The 15,115-nt window shown below is 59.1% G+C and carries 11 protein-coding genes; 1 reads left to right on the plus strand and 10 read right to left on the minus strand.

The genetic code is table 11. The annotated features are described in order from the left end of the window. Positions 1-177: 177 nt before the first annotated feature. From brnQ to sdhC, 10 genes are all read right to left on the minus strand, one after another. Positions 178-1,491, minus strand: a complete 1,314-nt coding sequence (gene brnQ, locus T3A99_RS00380) for a branched-chain amino acid transport system II carrier protein (RefSeq protein WP_047230485.1) — start codon at positions 1,489-1,491, stop codon at positions 178-180. 316 nt (positions 1,492-1,807) lie between these two features. Next, positions 1,808-2,692 (minus strand): succinate--CoA ligase subunit alpha, encoded by an 885-nt coding sequence (gene sucD, locus T3A99_RS00385; protein WP_014339581.1) that lies wholly within the window; start codon positions 2,690-2,692, stop codon positions 1,808-1,810. Beyond that, the gene (gene sucC / locus T3A99_RS00390) at positions 2,692-3,858 is read right to left on the minus strand and encodes an ADP-forming succinate--CoA ligase subunit beta (RefSeq protein WP_003179235.1); all 1,167 of its coding nucleotides are present in this window, start codon (positions 3,856-3,858) and stop codon (positions 2,692-2,694) included. Before sucC ends, sucD begins: the two co-directional genes overlap by 1 nt. Positions 3,859-4,054: 196 nt before the next feature. Further along, positions 4,055-5,500 carry a dihydrolipoyl dehydrogenase gene (gene lpdA, locus T3A99_RS00395; RefSeq protein WP_047230486.1) on the minus strand — a complete coding sequence of 482 codons (1,446 nt, stop codon included), beginning with the start codon at positions 5,498-5,500 and terminating at the stop codon, positions 4,055-4,057. Positions 5,501-5,609: 109 nt separating this feature from the next. Next, complete coding sequence (odhB, locus tag T3A99_RS00400) at positions 5,610-6,833, minus strand: 2-oxoglutarate dehydrogenase complex dihydrolipoyllysine-residue succinyltransferase (RefSeq protein WP_047230487.1); 1,224 nt, start codon at positions 6,831-6,833, stop codon at positions 5,610-5,612. 42 nt (positions 6,834-6,875) lie between these two features. Then, complete coding sequence (locus T3A99_RS00405; protein WP_047230488.1) at positions 6,876-9,707, minus strand: 2-oxoglutarate dehydrogenase E1 component; 2,832 nt, start codon at positions 9,705-9,707, stop codon at positions 6,876-6,878. A 262-nt stretch (positions 9,708-9,969) separates the two neighbouring features. Beyond that, positions 9,970-10,674 (minus strand): succinate dehydrogenase iron-sulfur subunit, encoded by a 705-nt coding sequence (locus T3A99_RS00410; RefSeq protein WP_047230491.1) that lies wholly within the window; start codon positions 10,672-10,674, stop codon positions 9,970-9,972. Between the two features lie 11 nt (positions 10,675-10,685). Beyond that, entirely contained in the window at positions 10,686-12,458 is a 1,773-nt protein-coding gene (gene sdhA, locus T3A99_RS00415) for a succinate dehydrogenase flavoprotein subunit (RefSeq protein WP_047230489.1), read from the minus strand. 3 nt (positions 12,459-12,461) lie between these two features. Further along, on the minus strand, positions 12,462-12,830 hold the full coding sequence (gene sdhD / locus T3A99_RS00420; RefSeq protein ID WP_047230490.1) for a succinate dehydrogenase, hydrophobic membrane anchor protein: 369 nt from the start codon (positions 12,828-12,830) through the stop codon (positions 12,462-12,464). Next, positions 12,824-13,198 (minus strand): succinate dehydrogenase, cytochrome b556 subunit, encoded by a 375-nt coding sequence (sdhC, locus tag T3A99_RS00425; RefSeq protein ID WP_024780620.1) that lies wholly within the window; start codon positions 13,196-13,198, stop codon positions 12,824-12,826. The genes sdhD and sdhC overlap by 7 nt, the downstream gene beginning before the upstream one ends. Before the next feature lie 364 nt (positions 13,199-13,562). On the opposite strand from sdhC, the gene gltA reads away from it, so the two are divergent. Continuing rightward, positions 13,563-14,852, plus strand: coding sequence for a citrate synthase (gene gltA / locus T3A99_RS00430; RefSeq protein WP_003204440.1), 1,290 nt, complete (start codon positions 13,563-13,565; stop codon positions 14,850-14,852). Positions 14,853-15,115 lie beyond the last annotated feature (263 nt).

Genomic DNA, 15,115 nt, shown 5'->3' on the forward strand with positions numbered 1-15,115 from the left:
AGATCGATCCCGATCAGCGCTGACTCGCTCATAATGATGGCCTCCGAAAACAAAACACCCTGCGAAAGCGTAGCCCTTGCAGGGTGTGGGGGTGACCATCTCATTAATGCCCCGTATCGATGGATACGGGGCATTGGTTTTTTACCGGTGGGCCCACTCGTGGCAGGCCGCGGCAACTCAGGCCAAGGCTTCGCTGCGCTTGCCCAGCAGACGATCACACACCAACGCAACCGCCAGGGTCATCACCGACGGCACGAGCCAGGCCAGGCCCTGCTCGCTCAATGGCAGGTGGGCCATTTGCGTCGGCATCCAATCCGCCAGTCCGGCGCCTTTAAGCGCATCGATCAGGCCGAACAGGAACGACACCAGCATGACCGGGCCGACAATACGCCCCTGCTCATGCCAGAAGTCCTTGCAGAAGCTCAGGGCCACCAAGGCAATGCACGGTGGGTAAATCGCGGTCAGGACCGGGATCGAGAAAGCGATCAGCTTGGTCAGTCCGAGGTTCGACACCAGCAGCGAAAACGCCGCCAGGATGACCACCAATGTTTTGTACGACAGCGGCAAGACACGGCTGAAGTACTCGGCACAGGCGCACGTCAGGCCAACTGCAGTGACCAGGCACGCCAGGGAAATCAGCACCGCCAGGAAACCGCTGCCCAGGCTGCCGAACGTGTGTTGCACATAGGCATGCAGCACAGCCGCGCCGTTTGTCGCGCCCGCAGCCACTTCATGGCTGCCAGACCCCAGGCGGAACAGGCTGACATAGACCAGCGCCAGCCCGACCCCGGCGATCAGCCCGGCGATGATGGCGTAGCGGGTGATCAAGGCAGGCGATTCAACGCCCCGGGAACGGATCGCATTGACGATGACGATGCCAAACACCAATGCGCCCAGAGTATCCATGGTCAGGTAACCGTTGATGAACCCTTGGGAGAATGGCGCGGCCACGTATTGCGGTGTCGCCACGCCGATATCGCCGGCGGGCAAGGCAAACGCGGCAATGCCCAGCACGGCCAGGGCGATGATTTTCAGCGGGGCAAGGAATCGCCCGACGGTGTCCAGCAAGCGACCGGGATAGAGCGAGATGAAGAACACCAGCAGGAAATACACCGCACTGTAGAGAAACAGCGCCAGCGGGCTTTCGCCGGTCAACGGCGCCAGCCCGACTTCGAAGGAGACTGTGGCGGTGCGCGGAGTGGCGAACAGCGGCCCGACGGCCAGGTAGCACACAGCCGCCAGCAGGCCACCGGCCACCTTGCCGATAGGACTGCTCAAGGCATCCATCGCCCCACCGACCTTGGCCAGCGCAACGACGGTGATGACCGGTAGCCCGACCGCCGTGACCAGAAAGCCCAGCGCCGCCATCCAGACATGGGGCCCGGACTGCAAACCGACAATCGGCGGGAAGATGATGTTGCCAGCCCCGACGAACAGGGCAAAGGTCATGAAACCAAGCGCCAGGATGTCCTGGCCTTTCAACACTTTCATTTTAAGGAAACCACACTGCTGAATCGGAATTTAGAGAGGGACTTCCCTTGAGGGTGGAGGGAAATGCTGCCGATCCGTATAAGACCAACCCGTTTAGCGCACCGCGTCCTTGTGAGCCACAGTCGCAAAAATGGCGGCTAGCCTAACGAATTAGTGCGAATAACGCACTGTTACAGGGCGAACTATCCGATACACGACATTTCCGTGTCGCGTTTTTGCATCTAAATGGGTTGCTGATTGCAATTCCCTCATCCGAAAACGACAAAGGCCACCCGAAGGTGGCCTTTGTTGCTGGAACAAAAAAGTCAGCCGAAGCTTACTTCTTCATTTCCCAGCCAGTCAGCTCGGCCAGGGCCTTGCCGATGTCTGCCAGCGAACGCACGGTTTTCACGCCTGCGTCTTGCAGAGCGGCGAATTTCTCGTCCGCAGTGCCTTTGCCGCCAGAGATGATTGCACCAGCATGGCCCATGCGCTTGCCCGGAGGAGCAGTCACACCCGCGATGTAGGAAACAACCGGCTTGGTCACGTTAGCCTTGATGTAGGCAGCCGCTTCTTCTTCAGCCGAACCGCCGATCTCACCGATCATGACGATCGCTTCGGTCTTCGGGTCTTCCTGGAACAGCTTCAGGATGTCGATGAAGTTGGAGCCCGGGATCGGGTCACCGCCGATGCCGACGCAAGTCGACTGACCGAAACCGGCGTCAGTGGTCTGCTTGACGGCTTCGTAAGTCAGGGTGCCGGAACGGGAAACGATACCGACCTTGCCTGGCAAGTGAATGTGACCTGGCATGATGCCGATCTTGCATTCGCCTGGAGTGATCACGCCTGGGCAGTTAGGACCGATCAGGGTGATACCCAGCTCGTCGCACTTGACCTTGGCTTCCAGCATGTCGATGGTCGGGATGCCTTCGGTGATGCAGACGATCAGCTTGATGCCGCCGAACGCTGCTTCAAGGATGGAATCCTTGCAGAAAGGAGCTGGAACGTAGATCACGCTGGCGGTGGCGCCAGTGGCAGCAACAGCGTCTTTGACGGTGTTGAAGACAGGCAGGCCCAGGTGTTCGGTGCCGCCTTTGCCCGGCGTTACGCCACCAACCATCTTGGTGCCGTATTCCAGAGCTTGCTGGGTGTGGAAACTACCTTGCGAACCGGTAATACCCTGGCAGATAACCTTGGTGTCTTTATTGATCAGGACGCTCATTATTTGCCCTCCGCAGCTTTAACGACTTGTTGAGCAGCGTCGGTCAGGCTGGTAGCAGCGATGATGTTCAAACCGCTTTCTGCCAGTACTTTAGCGCCCAGCTCAGCGTTGTTGCCTTCGAGGCGAACAACAACCGGGATTTTCACGCCGACTTCTTTCACGGCGCCGATGATGCCTTCGGCAATCATGTCGCAACGAACGATGCCGCCGAAGATGTTGACCAGTACTGCAGCGACGTTAGTGTCGGACAGGATGATCTTGAACGCTTCGGTTACGCGTTCCTTGGTAGCACCACCGCCCACGTCGAGGAAGTTGGCTGGCTTGCCGCCATGCAGGTTGACGATGTCCATGGTACCCATGGCCAGGCCAGCACCGTTGACCATGCAGCCGATGTTGCCTTCCAGGGCCACGTAGTTCAGTTCGAACTTGGCAGCGTGCGCTTCGCGCGGATCGTCTTGCGACGGATCGTGGAAAGTCTTCAGCTTAGGCTGACGGTACATGGCGTTGGCGTCGATGTTGATCTTGGCATCGAGGCAGTGCAGATCGCCGTCGGCCTTGATCACCAGCGGGTTCACTTCCAGCAGCGCCAGGTCGTGGTCCTGGAACAGCTTGGCCAGGCCTACGAAGATCTTGGCGAACTGAGTGACCTGCTTGCCTTCCAGGCCCAGCTGGAATGCCAGCTCGCGACCCTGGAATGGCTGGGCGCCAACCAGTGGATCGATGGTGGCCTTGAGGATTTTCTCAGGGGTATCGTGAGCGATTTTCTCGATGTCCACGCCACCTTCGGTGGAAGCCATGAACACGATACGGCGGCTCGAACGGTCAACGACAGCGCCCAGGTACAGCTCTTTAGCGATATCAGTGCACGATTCAACCAGGATCTTGGTGACTGGCTGACCGTTGGCGTCAGTCTGGTAGGTCACCAGACGCTTGCCCAGCCACTGCTGTGCGAAGGCTTTGGCGTCTTCTTTGCTGCGAACCAGCTTGACGCCGCCCGCTTTACCGCGACCACCGGCGTGAACCTGGGCTTTGACAACCCATTCGCTGCCGCCGATTTTGTCGCAAGCTTCTGCTGCCGCTTCCGGGGTGTCTACCGCGTAGCCGGTGGATACTGGCAGGCCGTACTCAGCGAACAGCTGCTTACCCTGATACTCGTGAAGATTCATGCTTATTACCGTCTTCGTTAGGTACTGCGCATTCGGTGCTGCACCGTTATGGTGCCGCACCACCTGTGACTGCTGCTTGCGTAGCGTTCCGGTTGACCGGTGCCGCTACGCAAGGCTGCGTCCAGCGGATATTCCGCGGTGAGTCTTGCTCGCAAGGCTCACGACGGGCCATACCGCCGTGGTTTCTTATTGTCTATTAACGCTTTTTGCGGTTGGCCACGTGGATGGCACCGCCATTTACGGCCAGGGCCGCTTCGTGCAAGGCTTCGGACAGGGTCGGATGGGAGAAGACCATCATGCCCAGATCTTCAGCGCTGGTGCCGAATTCCATGCCGATCGCGCCTTGCTGTACCAGCTCGGCAGCGCTTGGGCCAATCACGTGAACGCCCAATACGCGATCCGTCTTGGCATCAGCGATGACTTTCACGAAACCACCGGTATCGTTGGCTGCCATGGCACGGCCGGAGGCTGCGAACGGGAAGGTGCCGACGTTAACTTCAACACCTTCGTTTTTCAAGGTTTGCTCGGTCTTGCCGACCCATGCGATTTCCGGGTGGGTGTAGATAACCGACGGGATCAGGTCGTAGTTGATCTGGGCTTTGTGGCCCTTGATGCGCTCGACCACCATGATGCCTTCCTCGGACGCTTTGTGCGCCAGCATCATGCCGCGTACCACGTCACCGATGGCGTAGACACCCGGAACGTCGGTTGCGCATTGCTCGTCAACCGCGATGAAGCCGCGCTCATCGAGGGTCACGCCGCAATCGGCGGACAGCAGGTCAGTGGTCACTGGGCGACGGCCAACCGCAACGATCAGTTTGTCGAAAGTGATGGTCTGTTCGCCGTTGGCGTCGGTGTAGTTCACCACGACTTCTTCGCCGTTGACCTTGGAGCCGGTCACGCGAGCGCCCAGCTTGATGTCCAGGCCTTGCTTGGTCAGGGTTTTCAGCGCTTCCTTGGAAACCGCGGTGTCGGCGGCCATCAGGAAGGTGTCCAGTGCTTCGAGGACGGTTACTTGCGCGCCCAGGCGCGACCAGACCGAACCCAGCTCCAGACCGATAACACCCGCGCCGATCACGCCCAGGCGTTTTGGTACGGATTGGAACTCCAGAGCGCCGGTCGAATCGACGATCACGTTCTGGTCCACCGGAGCCGGCGGAATGTCGATCGGACGCGAGCCCGGTGCCAGGATGACGTTCTCGGCTTCGATCACTTCAACCGAGCCGTCTGGCTTGGTCACTTCGACCTTCTTGCCCATCAGCAGCTTGCCGTGGCCCTGGATCGAGGTCACGCCATTGGCCTTGAACAGGGTGGCAACGCCAGAGGTCAGGCCTTTGACGATGTTGGCCTTGCGGCCAACCATGGCAGGTACGTCAATGGTGACGTTTTCGCGGTTGACACCGCCAATGCCGTGGATGGCCAAGCCATCCTGCGCTTCATGGAACTTCCAGGAGCTGTCCAGCAGCGCCTTGGACGGAATGCAACCGACGTTCAGGCAAGTACCGCCGAGGGCCAGTTTGCCCTCCTTGTCGGTGTATTTCTCGATGCAGGCAGTGGTGAGGCCCAGTTGCGCAGCCTTGATGGCCGCTACGTAGCCGCCAGGGCCCGCACCAATCACTACCACGTCGAATTTCTGAGTCATGAGTCATTCCTTCTCGAATCAAACCGGACGGTCACTTGTGGAGACCGTCGTGGGACGAAACCGGTTATTTCAGCAAGAGGCCGGTCAACCGACCGGCCCTTGCGGCGAATCAGATATCCAGCAGCAGACGAGCCGGATCTTCAAGCAGGTTCTTGATGGTTACCAGGAAAGTCACGGCTTCTTTACCGTCGATCAGACGGTGATCGTAGGACAATGCCAGGTACATCATCGGACGAATCACGACCTGACCATTGATCGCCATCGGGCGTTGCAGGATGTTGTGCATGCCCAGGATCGCCGCTTGTGGCGGGTTGACGATCGGGGTCGACATCATCGAACCGAATGTACCACCGTTGGTGATGGTGAACGTACCGCCGGTCATCTCTTCGATGGACAGCTTGCCGTCACGGGCTTTCTTGCCGAAGGTGGCGATGCCGCCTTCGATTTCAGCCAGGCTCATCAGTTCGGCGTTACGCAGGACCGGAACCACCAGGCCACGGTCGCTGGAGACCGCAACACCGATGTCGGCGTAACCGTGGTAAACGATGTCGGAACCGTCGATCGACGCGTTGACGGCCGGGAAGCGCTTGAGTGCTTCAGTGGCAGCCTTGACGAAGAACGACATGAAGCCCAGGCGTACGCCGTTGTGGCTCTTCTCGAACAGGTCCTTGTACTTCGAACGCAGGGCCATGACTTCGGTCATGTCGACTTCGTTGAAGGTGGTCAGCATTGCCATGTTCGACTGGGCTTCAACCAGACGCTCGGCAACCTTGGCACGCAGGCGGGTCATCGGAACGCGTTTTTCAACGCGATCACCGGCAGCGAACACCGGAGCGGCAGCGGCAGGCGCGGCAGCCTTGGCTGGCGCAGCGGCCGGAGCGGCTTTCTTGGCGGCAACCGCGGCAACCACGTCTTCCTTGGTCACACGACCACCCTTGCCGGTGCCGGCAACGGAAGCGATGTTGATGCCATTCTCTTCAGCCAGCTTGCGAGCAGCGGGAGCGGCGACTGGATCGTCTTCGCCGCCAGCGGCAGGAGCAGCAGCCTGAGCGGCGGCCGGTGCGGCAGCAGCAGCCGGAGCAGCGGCAGCAGCGCCGCCCGCTTCGATGGAGCCCAGCACTTCGGCCGACAGAACGGTGTCGCCTTCGTTCTTGACGATGGCGCCCAGGACGCCGTCAGCTTCGGCCAACACTTCCAGGACAACTTTGTCGGTTTCGATGTCGACGATCAGTTCGTCGCGCTTGACCGCGTCGCCCGGTTTTTTGTGCCAGGTGGCAATCGTGCCATCGGCAACCGATTCCGGGAAAGTGGGGGCTTTGATCTCGATAGCCATTATCTGTGGTTCCTTAAATTCGGTTTCAGGTGCGCGAAGGCATTAAACGGTAAAGGCATCTTGCAGCAGTTGTTCCTGCTGCTCGGCGTGCATCGATGCATAACCACAAGCAGGTGCAGCAGAAGCGTCACGGCCGGCGTACTCAAGTACGAGCGACTTGTCGTGAGCGCTGATGATGCGGCGCATGTGATGTTGACTGCAGTACCACGCACCCTGGTTCATCGGCTCTTCCTGGCACCAGACGATGTGCTTCAGGTTTTTGTACGGAGCCAGGATTTCGACCAGGTCGTCCTCCGGGAACGGGTACAGCTGCTCGAGACGCACGATGGCGATATCGTCACGGCCTTCGGCACGGCGTTTTTCCAGCAAGTCGTAATAGACCTTGCCGCTGCACAGAACCACGCGACCGACGTTGGCCGGATCCTGAGCGTCGATTTCCGGGATAACGGTCTGGAACGAGCCTTCGGCCAGATCTTCCAGAGTCGAGATCGCCAGCTTGTGACGCAGCAATGACTTCGGTGTCAGCACTACAAGCGGCTTGCGCAGCGGGCGAATCACCTGACGGCGCAGCAAGTGGTAGATCTGAGCCGGGGTCGTCGGTACGCACACCTGGATGTTGTGCTCGGCGCACAGCTGCAGGTAACGCTCCAGACGTGCCGAAGAGTGCTCCGGCCCCTGCCCTTCATAACCGTGTGGCAACAGCATGGTCAGACCGCAGAGACGGCCCCACTTGTGCTCGCCGCTGGTGATGAACTGGTCGACAACCACCTGGGCACCGTTGGCGAAGTCGCCGAACTGGGCTTCCCAGATCACCAGCGCATTCGGCTCGGTGGTGGAGTAGCCATATTCGAACGCCAGGACGGCTTCCTCGGACAGCAGCGAGTCGTACAGGTCGAAACGTGGCTGGCCTTTGTACAGGTGTTGCAGCGGGATGTAGGTGCTGGCGTCTTTCTGGTTGTGCAACGCCGCGTGACGGTGCGAGAAAGTGCCGCGGCCTACGTCCTGGCCGGTGATGCGCACAGGGTGACCTTCGAACGCCAGGGTCGCGTATGCCATGGTTTCGGCATAACCCCAGTTGATCGGCAGGCCGCCGGCTTGCATCTTCTGCCGGTCTTCGTAGATTTTCGCGACCTGACGCTGGACCACGAAGCCTTCCGGAATTTCCAGCAGCTTGGCGGACAGTTCCTGCAAGGTCTTGAGATCAAAACGAGTGTCGTGACGAGCGGTCCAGGCATGACCCAGATACGGGCGCCAGTCCACGAACAGCTCTTTGTTCGGCTCTTTGACCAGGCTTTTTACAACATGCAGGCCATTGTCCAGGGCATTGCGATATTCATCGACTTTTTCCTGGACGCGCTCAGCGTCCAGCACACCGCTCTGGGTCAGGCGCTCGGCATACAGCTCACGGGTGGTGCGCTGCTTGGCGATCTGCTGGTACATCAGAGGCTGGGTGCCGCTTGGCTCGTCGGCCTCGTTGTGGCCGCGACGACGGTAGCAGACCAGGTCGATCACCACGTCACGCTTGTACTGCATGCGGTAGTCAATGGCCAACTGGGTCACGAACAGCACGGCTTCCGGGTCATCGCCATTCACATGGAGAATCGGTGCCTGGATCATCTTCGCAACGTCGGTGCAGTACTCGGTGGAACGCGAGTCTTCCGGGTTGCTGATGGTGAAGCCGACCTGGTTGTTGATCACCAGGTGAATGGTACCGCCGGTCTTGAAGCCGCGAGTCTGCGACATCTGGAAGGTTTCCATGACCACGCCCTGACCTGCGAATGCAGCGTCACCGTGGATGGAAATCGGCAGGACTTTTTCGCCAGTCGGGTCGTTGCGACGATCCTGACGGGCACGGACCGAACCCTCGACCACCGGAGAAACGATTTCCAGGTGGGACGGGTTGAAGGCCATCGCCAGGTGAACTTCGCCACCGGTGGTCATCACGTTGGACGAGAAACCCTGGTGATACTTGACGTCACCGGAGCCCAGCTCGACCTTCTTCTTGCCTTCGAACTCGTCGAACAGCTCGCGCGGGTTCTTGCCGAAGGTGTTGACCAGCACGTTCAGACGGCCGCGGTGGGCCATGCCGATGACGACTTCCTTGGTGCCGTAGGAACCGGAGCGCTGGATCAGTTCGTCCAGCAGCGGGATCAGGCTTTCGCCACCTTCCAGGCCGAAACGCTTGGTGCCCGGGTATTTGGTGCCCAGGTACTTTTCCAGGCCTTCGGCGGCAGTGACGCGCTCGAGCAAGTGGCTCTTGACGTCAGCGGAGAAGGTCGGACGGCCACGAACGCTTTCCAGACGCTGCTGGAACCACTGGCGCTGCTCGGAATCGACGATGTGCGTAAATTCGGCACCGATGGTGCGGCAATATGTCTGCTGCAACGCTTCGTGAATTTCGCGTAGGCTCGCTTCCTCTTTGCCGATGAACAGGTCGCCGGCACGGAAGGTCGTATCAAGATCGGCATTGGTCAAGCCGTAATGAGTGATCGACAGGTCTGCAGGTGCAGGACGCTGCCACAGCCCCAGCGGGTCCAGCTGGGCTGCCTGGTGGCCGCGCATCCGGTAGGCCTGGATCAGTCGCAGCACTTCAACTTGCTTCTTCTCGTGCTCACTGCTCACGCTGCCGGCAGACACCGGTTGAGCGCGGCGCTGGTTCTTTGCCAGCAGCACGAAATGATCGCGAATTGTCGAGTGCGAAACATCAGTGGCAGAGTTACCGTCAGCCGGCAACTTCTGAAAGTAGGTGCGCCACTCTTCTGGCACAGCGTTAGGGTCGTGCAGGTAGAGCTCGTAGAGCTCTTCCACATAGGCAGCGTTACCACCGGAGAGGTGGGCACTGTTCCACATGCGCTGCATCACGCTTTCTTGCATGCTTGGTCACCCTCGATTTGGGGAACACCATCGGCGAAAACACCGAGCAAACTTGCAGAAGTCCGAATGCAGCGACCAAAACAAGCCACTTAGGATCACGCTGATAGTCCGGGTACCAGCCCGGATGCCCCTGCTTGTCTCATTTCTTCAAAATAAGAACTGCCGCTTTGTGAGCGGCGGTTCTGGTTATAGCCAGGACGCGGGTTGAAGCCCACGCCCCGACCTGTACGGGTACAGCGGTTCTACGGGTACAGCAGCTGAATCACACGCCGCTTTGCAGCAGCATGTTACGTACGTGACCGATGGCCTTAGTCGGGTTCAGGCCTTTCGGGCAGACGTTGACGCAGTTCATGATCCCGCGGCAGCGGAATACGCTGAACGGGTCATCCAGTGCAGCCAGACGCTCGGACGTCTTGGTGTCGCGGCTGTCTGCCAGGAAGCGATACGCTTGCAGCAGAGCGGCCGGGCCCAGGAATTTGTCCGGGTTCCACCAGAAGGATGGGCACGAGGTCGAGCAGCAGGCGCACAGGATGCACTCGTACAGACCGTCGAGCTTTTCACGCTCTTCCGGGGACTGCAGACGTTCGATGGCCGGAGCCGGCGAATCGTTCTGCAGGAATGGCTTCACCTTCTCGTATTGCTTGTAGAAGATGCTCATATCGACGACCAGGTCACGAATAACCGGCAAACCTGGCAGCGGACGAACGATCAGCTTGTTGCCCTTGACCACGGCGGACAGCGGCGTGATGCACGCCAGGCCGTTCTTGCCGTTGATGTTCATGCCGTCGGAGCCGCAAACGCCCTCGCGGCAGGAACGACGGTAGGAAAAACCTTCGTCCTGCTCTTTGATCAGGGCCAGCACGTCCAGCACCATCAGGTCTTTACCACCGGTATCGACCTGGAAATCCTGCATGAACGGCGCGGCGTCCTGATCAGGGTTGTAGCGATAAACACTGACTTGCAACATGGCGGCCACCCTTAGTAAGTCCGGATCTTGGGTTCAAACGTCGGAACGGTCTTCGGCGAGAAGTTCACCGCACGCTTGGCGACACGTTTTTCACCCGGGAAGAACAAGGTGTGGCACAACCAGTTTTCGTCATCACGGTCTTCAAAGTCTTCGCGGGCATGGGCACCACGGGACTCTTTGCGCACTTCTGCCGCGATGGCGGTGGCTTCGGCCACTTCCAGCAGGTTCTGCAGTTCCAGCGCTTCGATACGTGCAGTGTTAAACGCCTGCGACTTATCGTTGATCTTCACGTTGGCGATTCGTTCACGCAATTGAGCCAGCTGAGCGATACCCTTCTGCATGTACTCGCCGGTACGGAACACACCGAAGTAGTTCTGCATGCAGTTTTGCAGCTCGCGACGCAGTGTCGCCACGTCTTCGCCTTCGGTACGCTCATTCAGAGCGGACAGACGCGCCAGGGCGGCTTCGATGTTGGCGTCGGTGGCATCGTCATACTCGATACCCTCGGTCAGCGCTTTTTCCAGGTGCAGGCCGGCAGCGCGACCGAATACCACCAGGTCGAGCAGCGAGTTGCCGCCCAGACGGTTGGCACCGTGAACCGATACGCAAGCCACTTCACCCACTGCGAACAGGCCAGGGATGATTTCGTCCACGCCTTCGGCGTTCTGGGTGATCGCCTGGCCGTGAATGTTGGTGGCAACGCCGCCCATCATATAGTGGCAGGTTGGAACTACTGGAACCGGCGCAACGACAGGGTCGACGTGAGCGAAGGTCTTCGACAGTTCGCAAATGCCTGGCAGACGGCTGTGCAGCACTTCCTCGCCCAGGTGGTCGAGCTTGAGCATCACGTGGTCGCCATTCGGACCGCAACCGTTGCCGGCGATGATTTCTTTCACCATCGAACGGGCAACTACGTCGCGACCGGCAAGGTCTTTGGCGTTCGGAGCATAACGCTCCATGAAACGCTCGCCGTGCTTGTTGATCAGGTAACCGCCTTCACCGCGGCAACCTTCGGTGACCAGTACACCGGCGCCGGCGATGCCGGTCGGGTGGAACTGCCACATTTCGATGTCTTGTACCGGCACGCCAGCACGCAGCGCCATGCCGACACCGTCACCGGTGTTGATCAGGGCGTTGGTGGTGGACGCGTAGATACGGCCGGCACCGCCAGTCGCCAACACGGTAGCCTTGGCGCGGATGTAGGTGGTTTCGCCGGTTTCGATGCAGATCGCGATCACCCCGACGAAAGCGCCATCCTGGTTTTTCACCAGGTCAACGGCGTAGTACTCGTTCAGGAACGTGGTACCGGCTTTCAGGTTGCCCTGATAAAGGGTGTGCAGCAGTGCGTGACCGGTACGGTCGGACGCCGCGCAAGTACGCGCAGCCTGGCCGCCCTTGCCGTAGTCCTTGGACTGACCGCCGAACGGACGCTGGTAGATACGGCCGGTTTCGGTACGCGAGAACGGCAGGCCCATGTGGTCCAGTTCGAAAACCGCAGCCGGACCTTCCTGACACATGTATTCGATAGCGTCCTGGTCACCGATGTAGTCGGAACCCTTGACGGTATCGTACATGTGCCAGCGCCAGTCATCGTTCGGGTCAGCCGAAGCGATGGCACAGGTGATGCCGCCCTGGGCGGAAACAGTGTGCGAACGGGTCGGGAAAACCTTGGTGATCACGGCAGTCTTGTGACCGCCCTGTGCCAGTTGCAGCGCAGCGCGCATGCCGGCACCGCCGCCACCAATAATGATGGCGTCGAAAGAAATCGTAGGAATGTTAGCCATGAATCAGATACCCCAAAGAATCTGCACACCCCAGACGAAGTACGCAAACATCGCGACGCCGCATACTGCCTGGAAGAGGAAACGTACGGCAGTCGCCGACTTGCCGAACGCCATCGGCGTCAGGTAGTCGGTCGCGATGGTCCACATGCCGACCCAGGCGTGAGCGCCCAGTGCGACAAGCGACAGCAGACTGAAGATACGCATCCAGTTGTTTGCGAACAGTTCGTGCCATTGGGCATAGCCAAGGCCAGGGTTTGCTACGACATATCCGATCAGGAAAATGAAGTAAGCCGCGAGAACGACCGCAGACACACGCTGCGCCATCCAGTCATAGAGGCCCGAACGGGAAAGGTTCGTGACGTTGGTTACCATATCCAGACTCCTGCCAGAACGATTACCACCACGGAAACGGCGATAACGATTTTCGAGCCCAGCTTGCCGCCTTCCAGCGTCTCACCGATGCCCATGTCCATGATCAAGTGGCGCACACCGGCAACCAAGTGATACAGCAAGGCGGACAGGATGCCCCAAATCACTAGCTTGGCTAGCGGACTGGTCAGACACGCTTTCACCTGACCGAAGCCTTCTTCCGAGTCGAGCGACTTGTCCAATGCATAAAGCATGATGGCCAGGCTGACGAAGAGAATGACACCGGAGATACGGTGAAGAATGGACGTGTAAGCAGTGACTGGGAGTTTGATGGTCCTTAGGTCTAGGTTTACAGGTCGTTGGCTTTTCACGGCTTTTTTTCACACTGAAGAGCCCCTAACAATCAGGGCAAAGTTGTTGGGGCGCGCACTGGTCAGGTACTCACCACCCAGGGAGTGACGACCCCCAAGAAAGCAGGCCCAAAAGCCCCTGGCGGTCGGTGGCCGAGTATAGACAGTTAGGCTACTAATGACAACGCGTTCACCTTCCCCTAATAGCGCATTGCACATATGAAGCAAAAGGCGTAAACGGCAGGCAATTTCGCGGAAAAAGTCCGGTTAAAGCCTTCTGGAGCAAGACTTTAGGCAAATTGACATTCGAATTTATCTCACTATAGTGGTGCGGGCCCTGCGTGGGGGGTCTGTCTGATGATTCCAAGCATTAATAGGAGGCCACATGGCTGACAAAAAAGCGCAGTTGATCATCGAGGGCGCAGCCCCCGTCGAGCTGCCCATTTTAACCGGCACCGTTGGTCCCGATGTAATCGACGTACGGGGCCTGACGGCCACGGGCCGTTTCACCTTTGACCCGGGTTTCATGTCGACCGCTTCGTGCGAGTCGAAAATCACCTATATCGACGGCGACAACGGCATCCTGCTGCACCGCGGCTACCCGATCGAACAACTGGCTGAAAAGTCGGACTACCTGGAAACCTGCTACCTGCTGCTCAACGGCGAGCTGCCAACCGCAGAGCAAAAGGCCCAGTTCGTCAGCACCGTGAAGAACCACACCATGGTTCACGAACAGTTGAAGACCTTCTTCAACGGCTTCCGTCGCGATGCCCACCCGATGGCCGTCATGTGCGGCGTTGTCGGCGCCCTCTCGGCCTTCTACCACGACTCCCTGGACATCAATAACCCCCAGCATCGCGAAATCTCCGCGATCCGCCTGGTGGCAAAGATGCCGACCCTGGCAGCCATGGTCTACAAGTACTCCATGGGCCAGCCCATGATGTACCCGCGCAATGACCTGACTTATGCAGAAAACTTCCTGCATATGATGTTCAACACCCCGTGCGAGATCAAACCGATCAGCCCGGTGCTCGCCAAGGCCATGGACCGGATCTTCATCCTCCACGCCGACCACGAGCAGAACGCCTCCACGTCCACCGTGCGCCTGGCCGGCTCCTCGGGTGCCAACCCGTTCGCCTGTATCGCCGCCGGTATCGCCGCACTCTGGGGCCCAGCCCACGGCGGTGCCAACGAAGCGGTATTGACCATGCTCGATGAAATCGGCGATGTCTCGAACATCGACAAGTTCATCGCCAAGGCCAAGGACAAGAACGATCCGTTCAAGCTGATGGGCTTCGGTCACCGGGTCTACAAGAACCGCGACCCGCGCGCCACCGTCATGAAGCAGACCTGCGACGAAGTGCTCAAGGAACTGGGGATCAAGAACGATCCGCAACTCGAACTGGCCATGCGCCTGGAAGAGATCGCCCTGACCGACCCGTACTTCATCGAGCGCTCGCTGTACCCGAACGTCGACTTCTACTCGGGGATCATCCTCAAGGCGATCGGCATTCCAACCAGCATGTTCACCGTGATCTTCGCCCTGGCGCGGACCGTGGGCTGGATCTCCCACTGGAAAGAAATGCTCTCCAGCCCGTACAAGATCGGCCGCCCGCGCCAGTTGTACACCGGCTACGAGTCGCGTGACATCACCCAGCTGGAAGACCGCAAGTAAGACCTGCCTTGCAATGAGGTCTTGAGCTGCACCGAAACAGCCCCTGCTTCTTATATAAGAGCAGGGGCTGTTTTGTTTGTGCCTCTTTTCATCTGATCCAGAAGCGGCATTGACAGGTCCGACGTCATCGCGAGCAAGCTCGCTCCCACAGTTGACCTGTTGTGAACACAGAACCTGTACTCACTGAAAATCCCCTGTGGGAGCGAGCTTGCTCGCGATGACGGCAGCCCTGCCATCCTTAAACCCGGCACAAAAAAATACCC

This window comes from Pseudomonas sp. N-137 (assembly GCF_034555295.1).
In the GTDB taxonomy this organism is placed as follows: Bacteria; Pseudomonadota; Gammaproteobacteria; order Pseudomonadales; family Pseudomonadaceae; genus Aquipseudomonas; species Aquipseudomonas rhizophila.

Coding starts and splice junctions, on each gene's coding strand:
- brnQ (WP_047230485.1), bottom strand. CDS start 1,491: ATGAAAGTGTTGAAAGGCCAGGACATCCTGGCGCTTGGTTTCATGACC.
- sucD (WP_014339581.1), bottom strand. CDS start 2,692: ATGAGCGTCCTGATCAATAAAGACACCAAGGTTATCTGCCAGGGTATT.
- sucC (WP_003179235.1), bottom strand. CDS start 3,858: ATGAATCTTCACGAGTATCAGGGTAAGCAGCTGTTCGCTGAGTACGGC.
- lpdA (WP_047230486.1), bottom strand. CDS start 5,500: ATGACTCAGAAATTCGACGTGGTAGTGATTGGTGCGGGCCCTGGCGGC.
- odhB (WP_047230487.1), bottom strand. CDS start 6,833: ATGGCTATCGAGATCAAAGCCCCCACTTTCCCGGAATCGGTTGCCGAT.
- T3A99_RS00405 (WP_047230488.1), bottom strand. CDS start 9,707: ATGCAAGAAAGCGTGATGCAGCGCATGTGGAACAGTGCCCACCTCTCC.
- T3A99_RS00410 (WP_047230491.1), bottom strand. CDS start 10,674: ATGTTGCAAGTCAGTGTTTATCGCTACAACCCTGATCAGGACGCCGCG.
- sdhA (WP_047230489.1), bottom strand. CDS start 12,458: ATGGCTAACATTCCTACGATTTCTTTCGACGCCATCATTATTGGTGGC.
- sdhD (WP_047230490.1), bottom strand. CDS start 12,830: ATGGTAACCAACGTCACGAACCTTTCCCGTTCGGGCCTCTATGACTGG.
- gltA (WP_003204440.1), top strand. CDS start 13,563: ATGGCTGACAAAAAAGCGCAGTTGATCATCGAGGGCGCAGCCCCCGTC.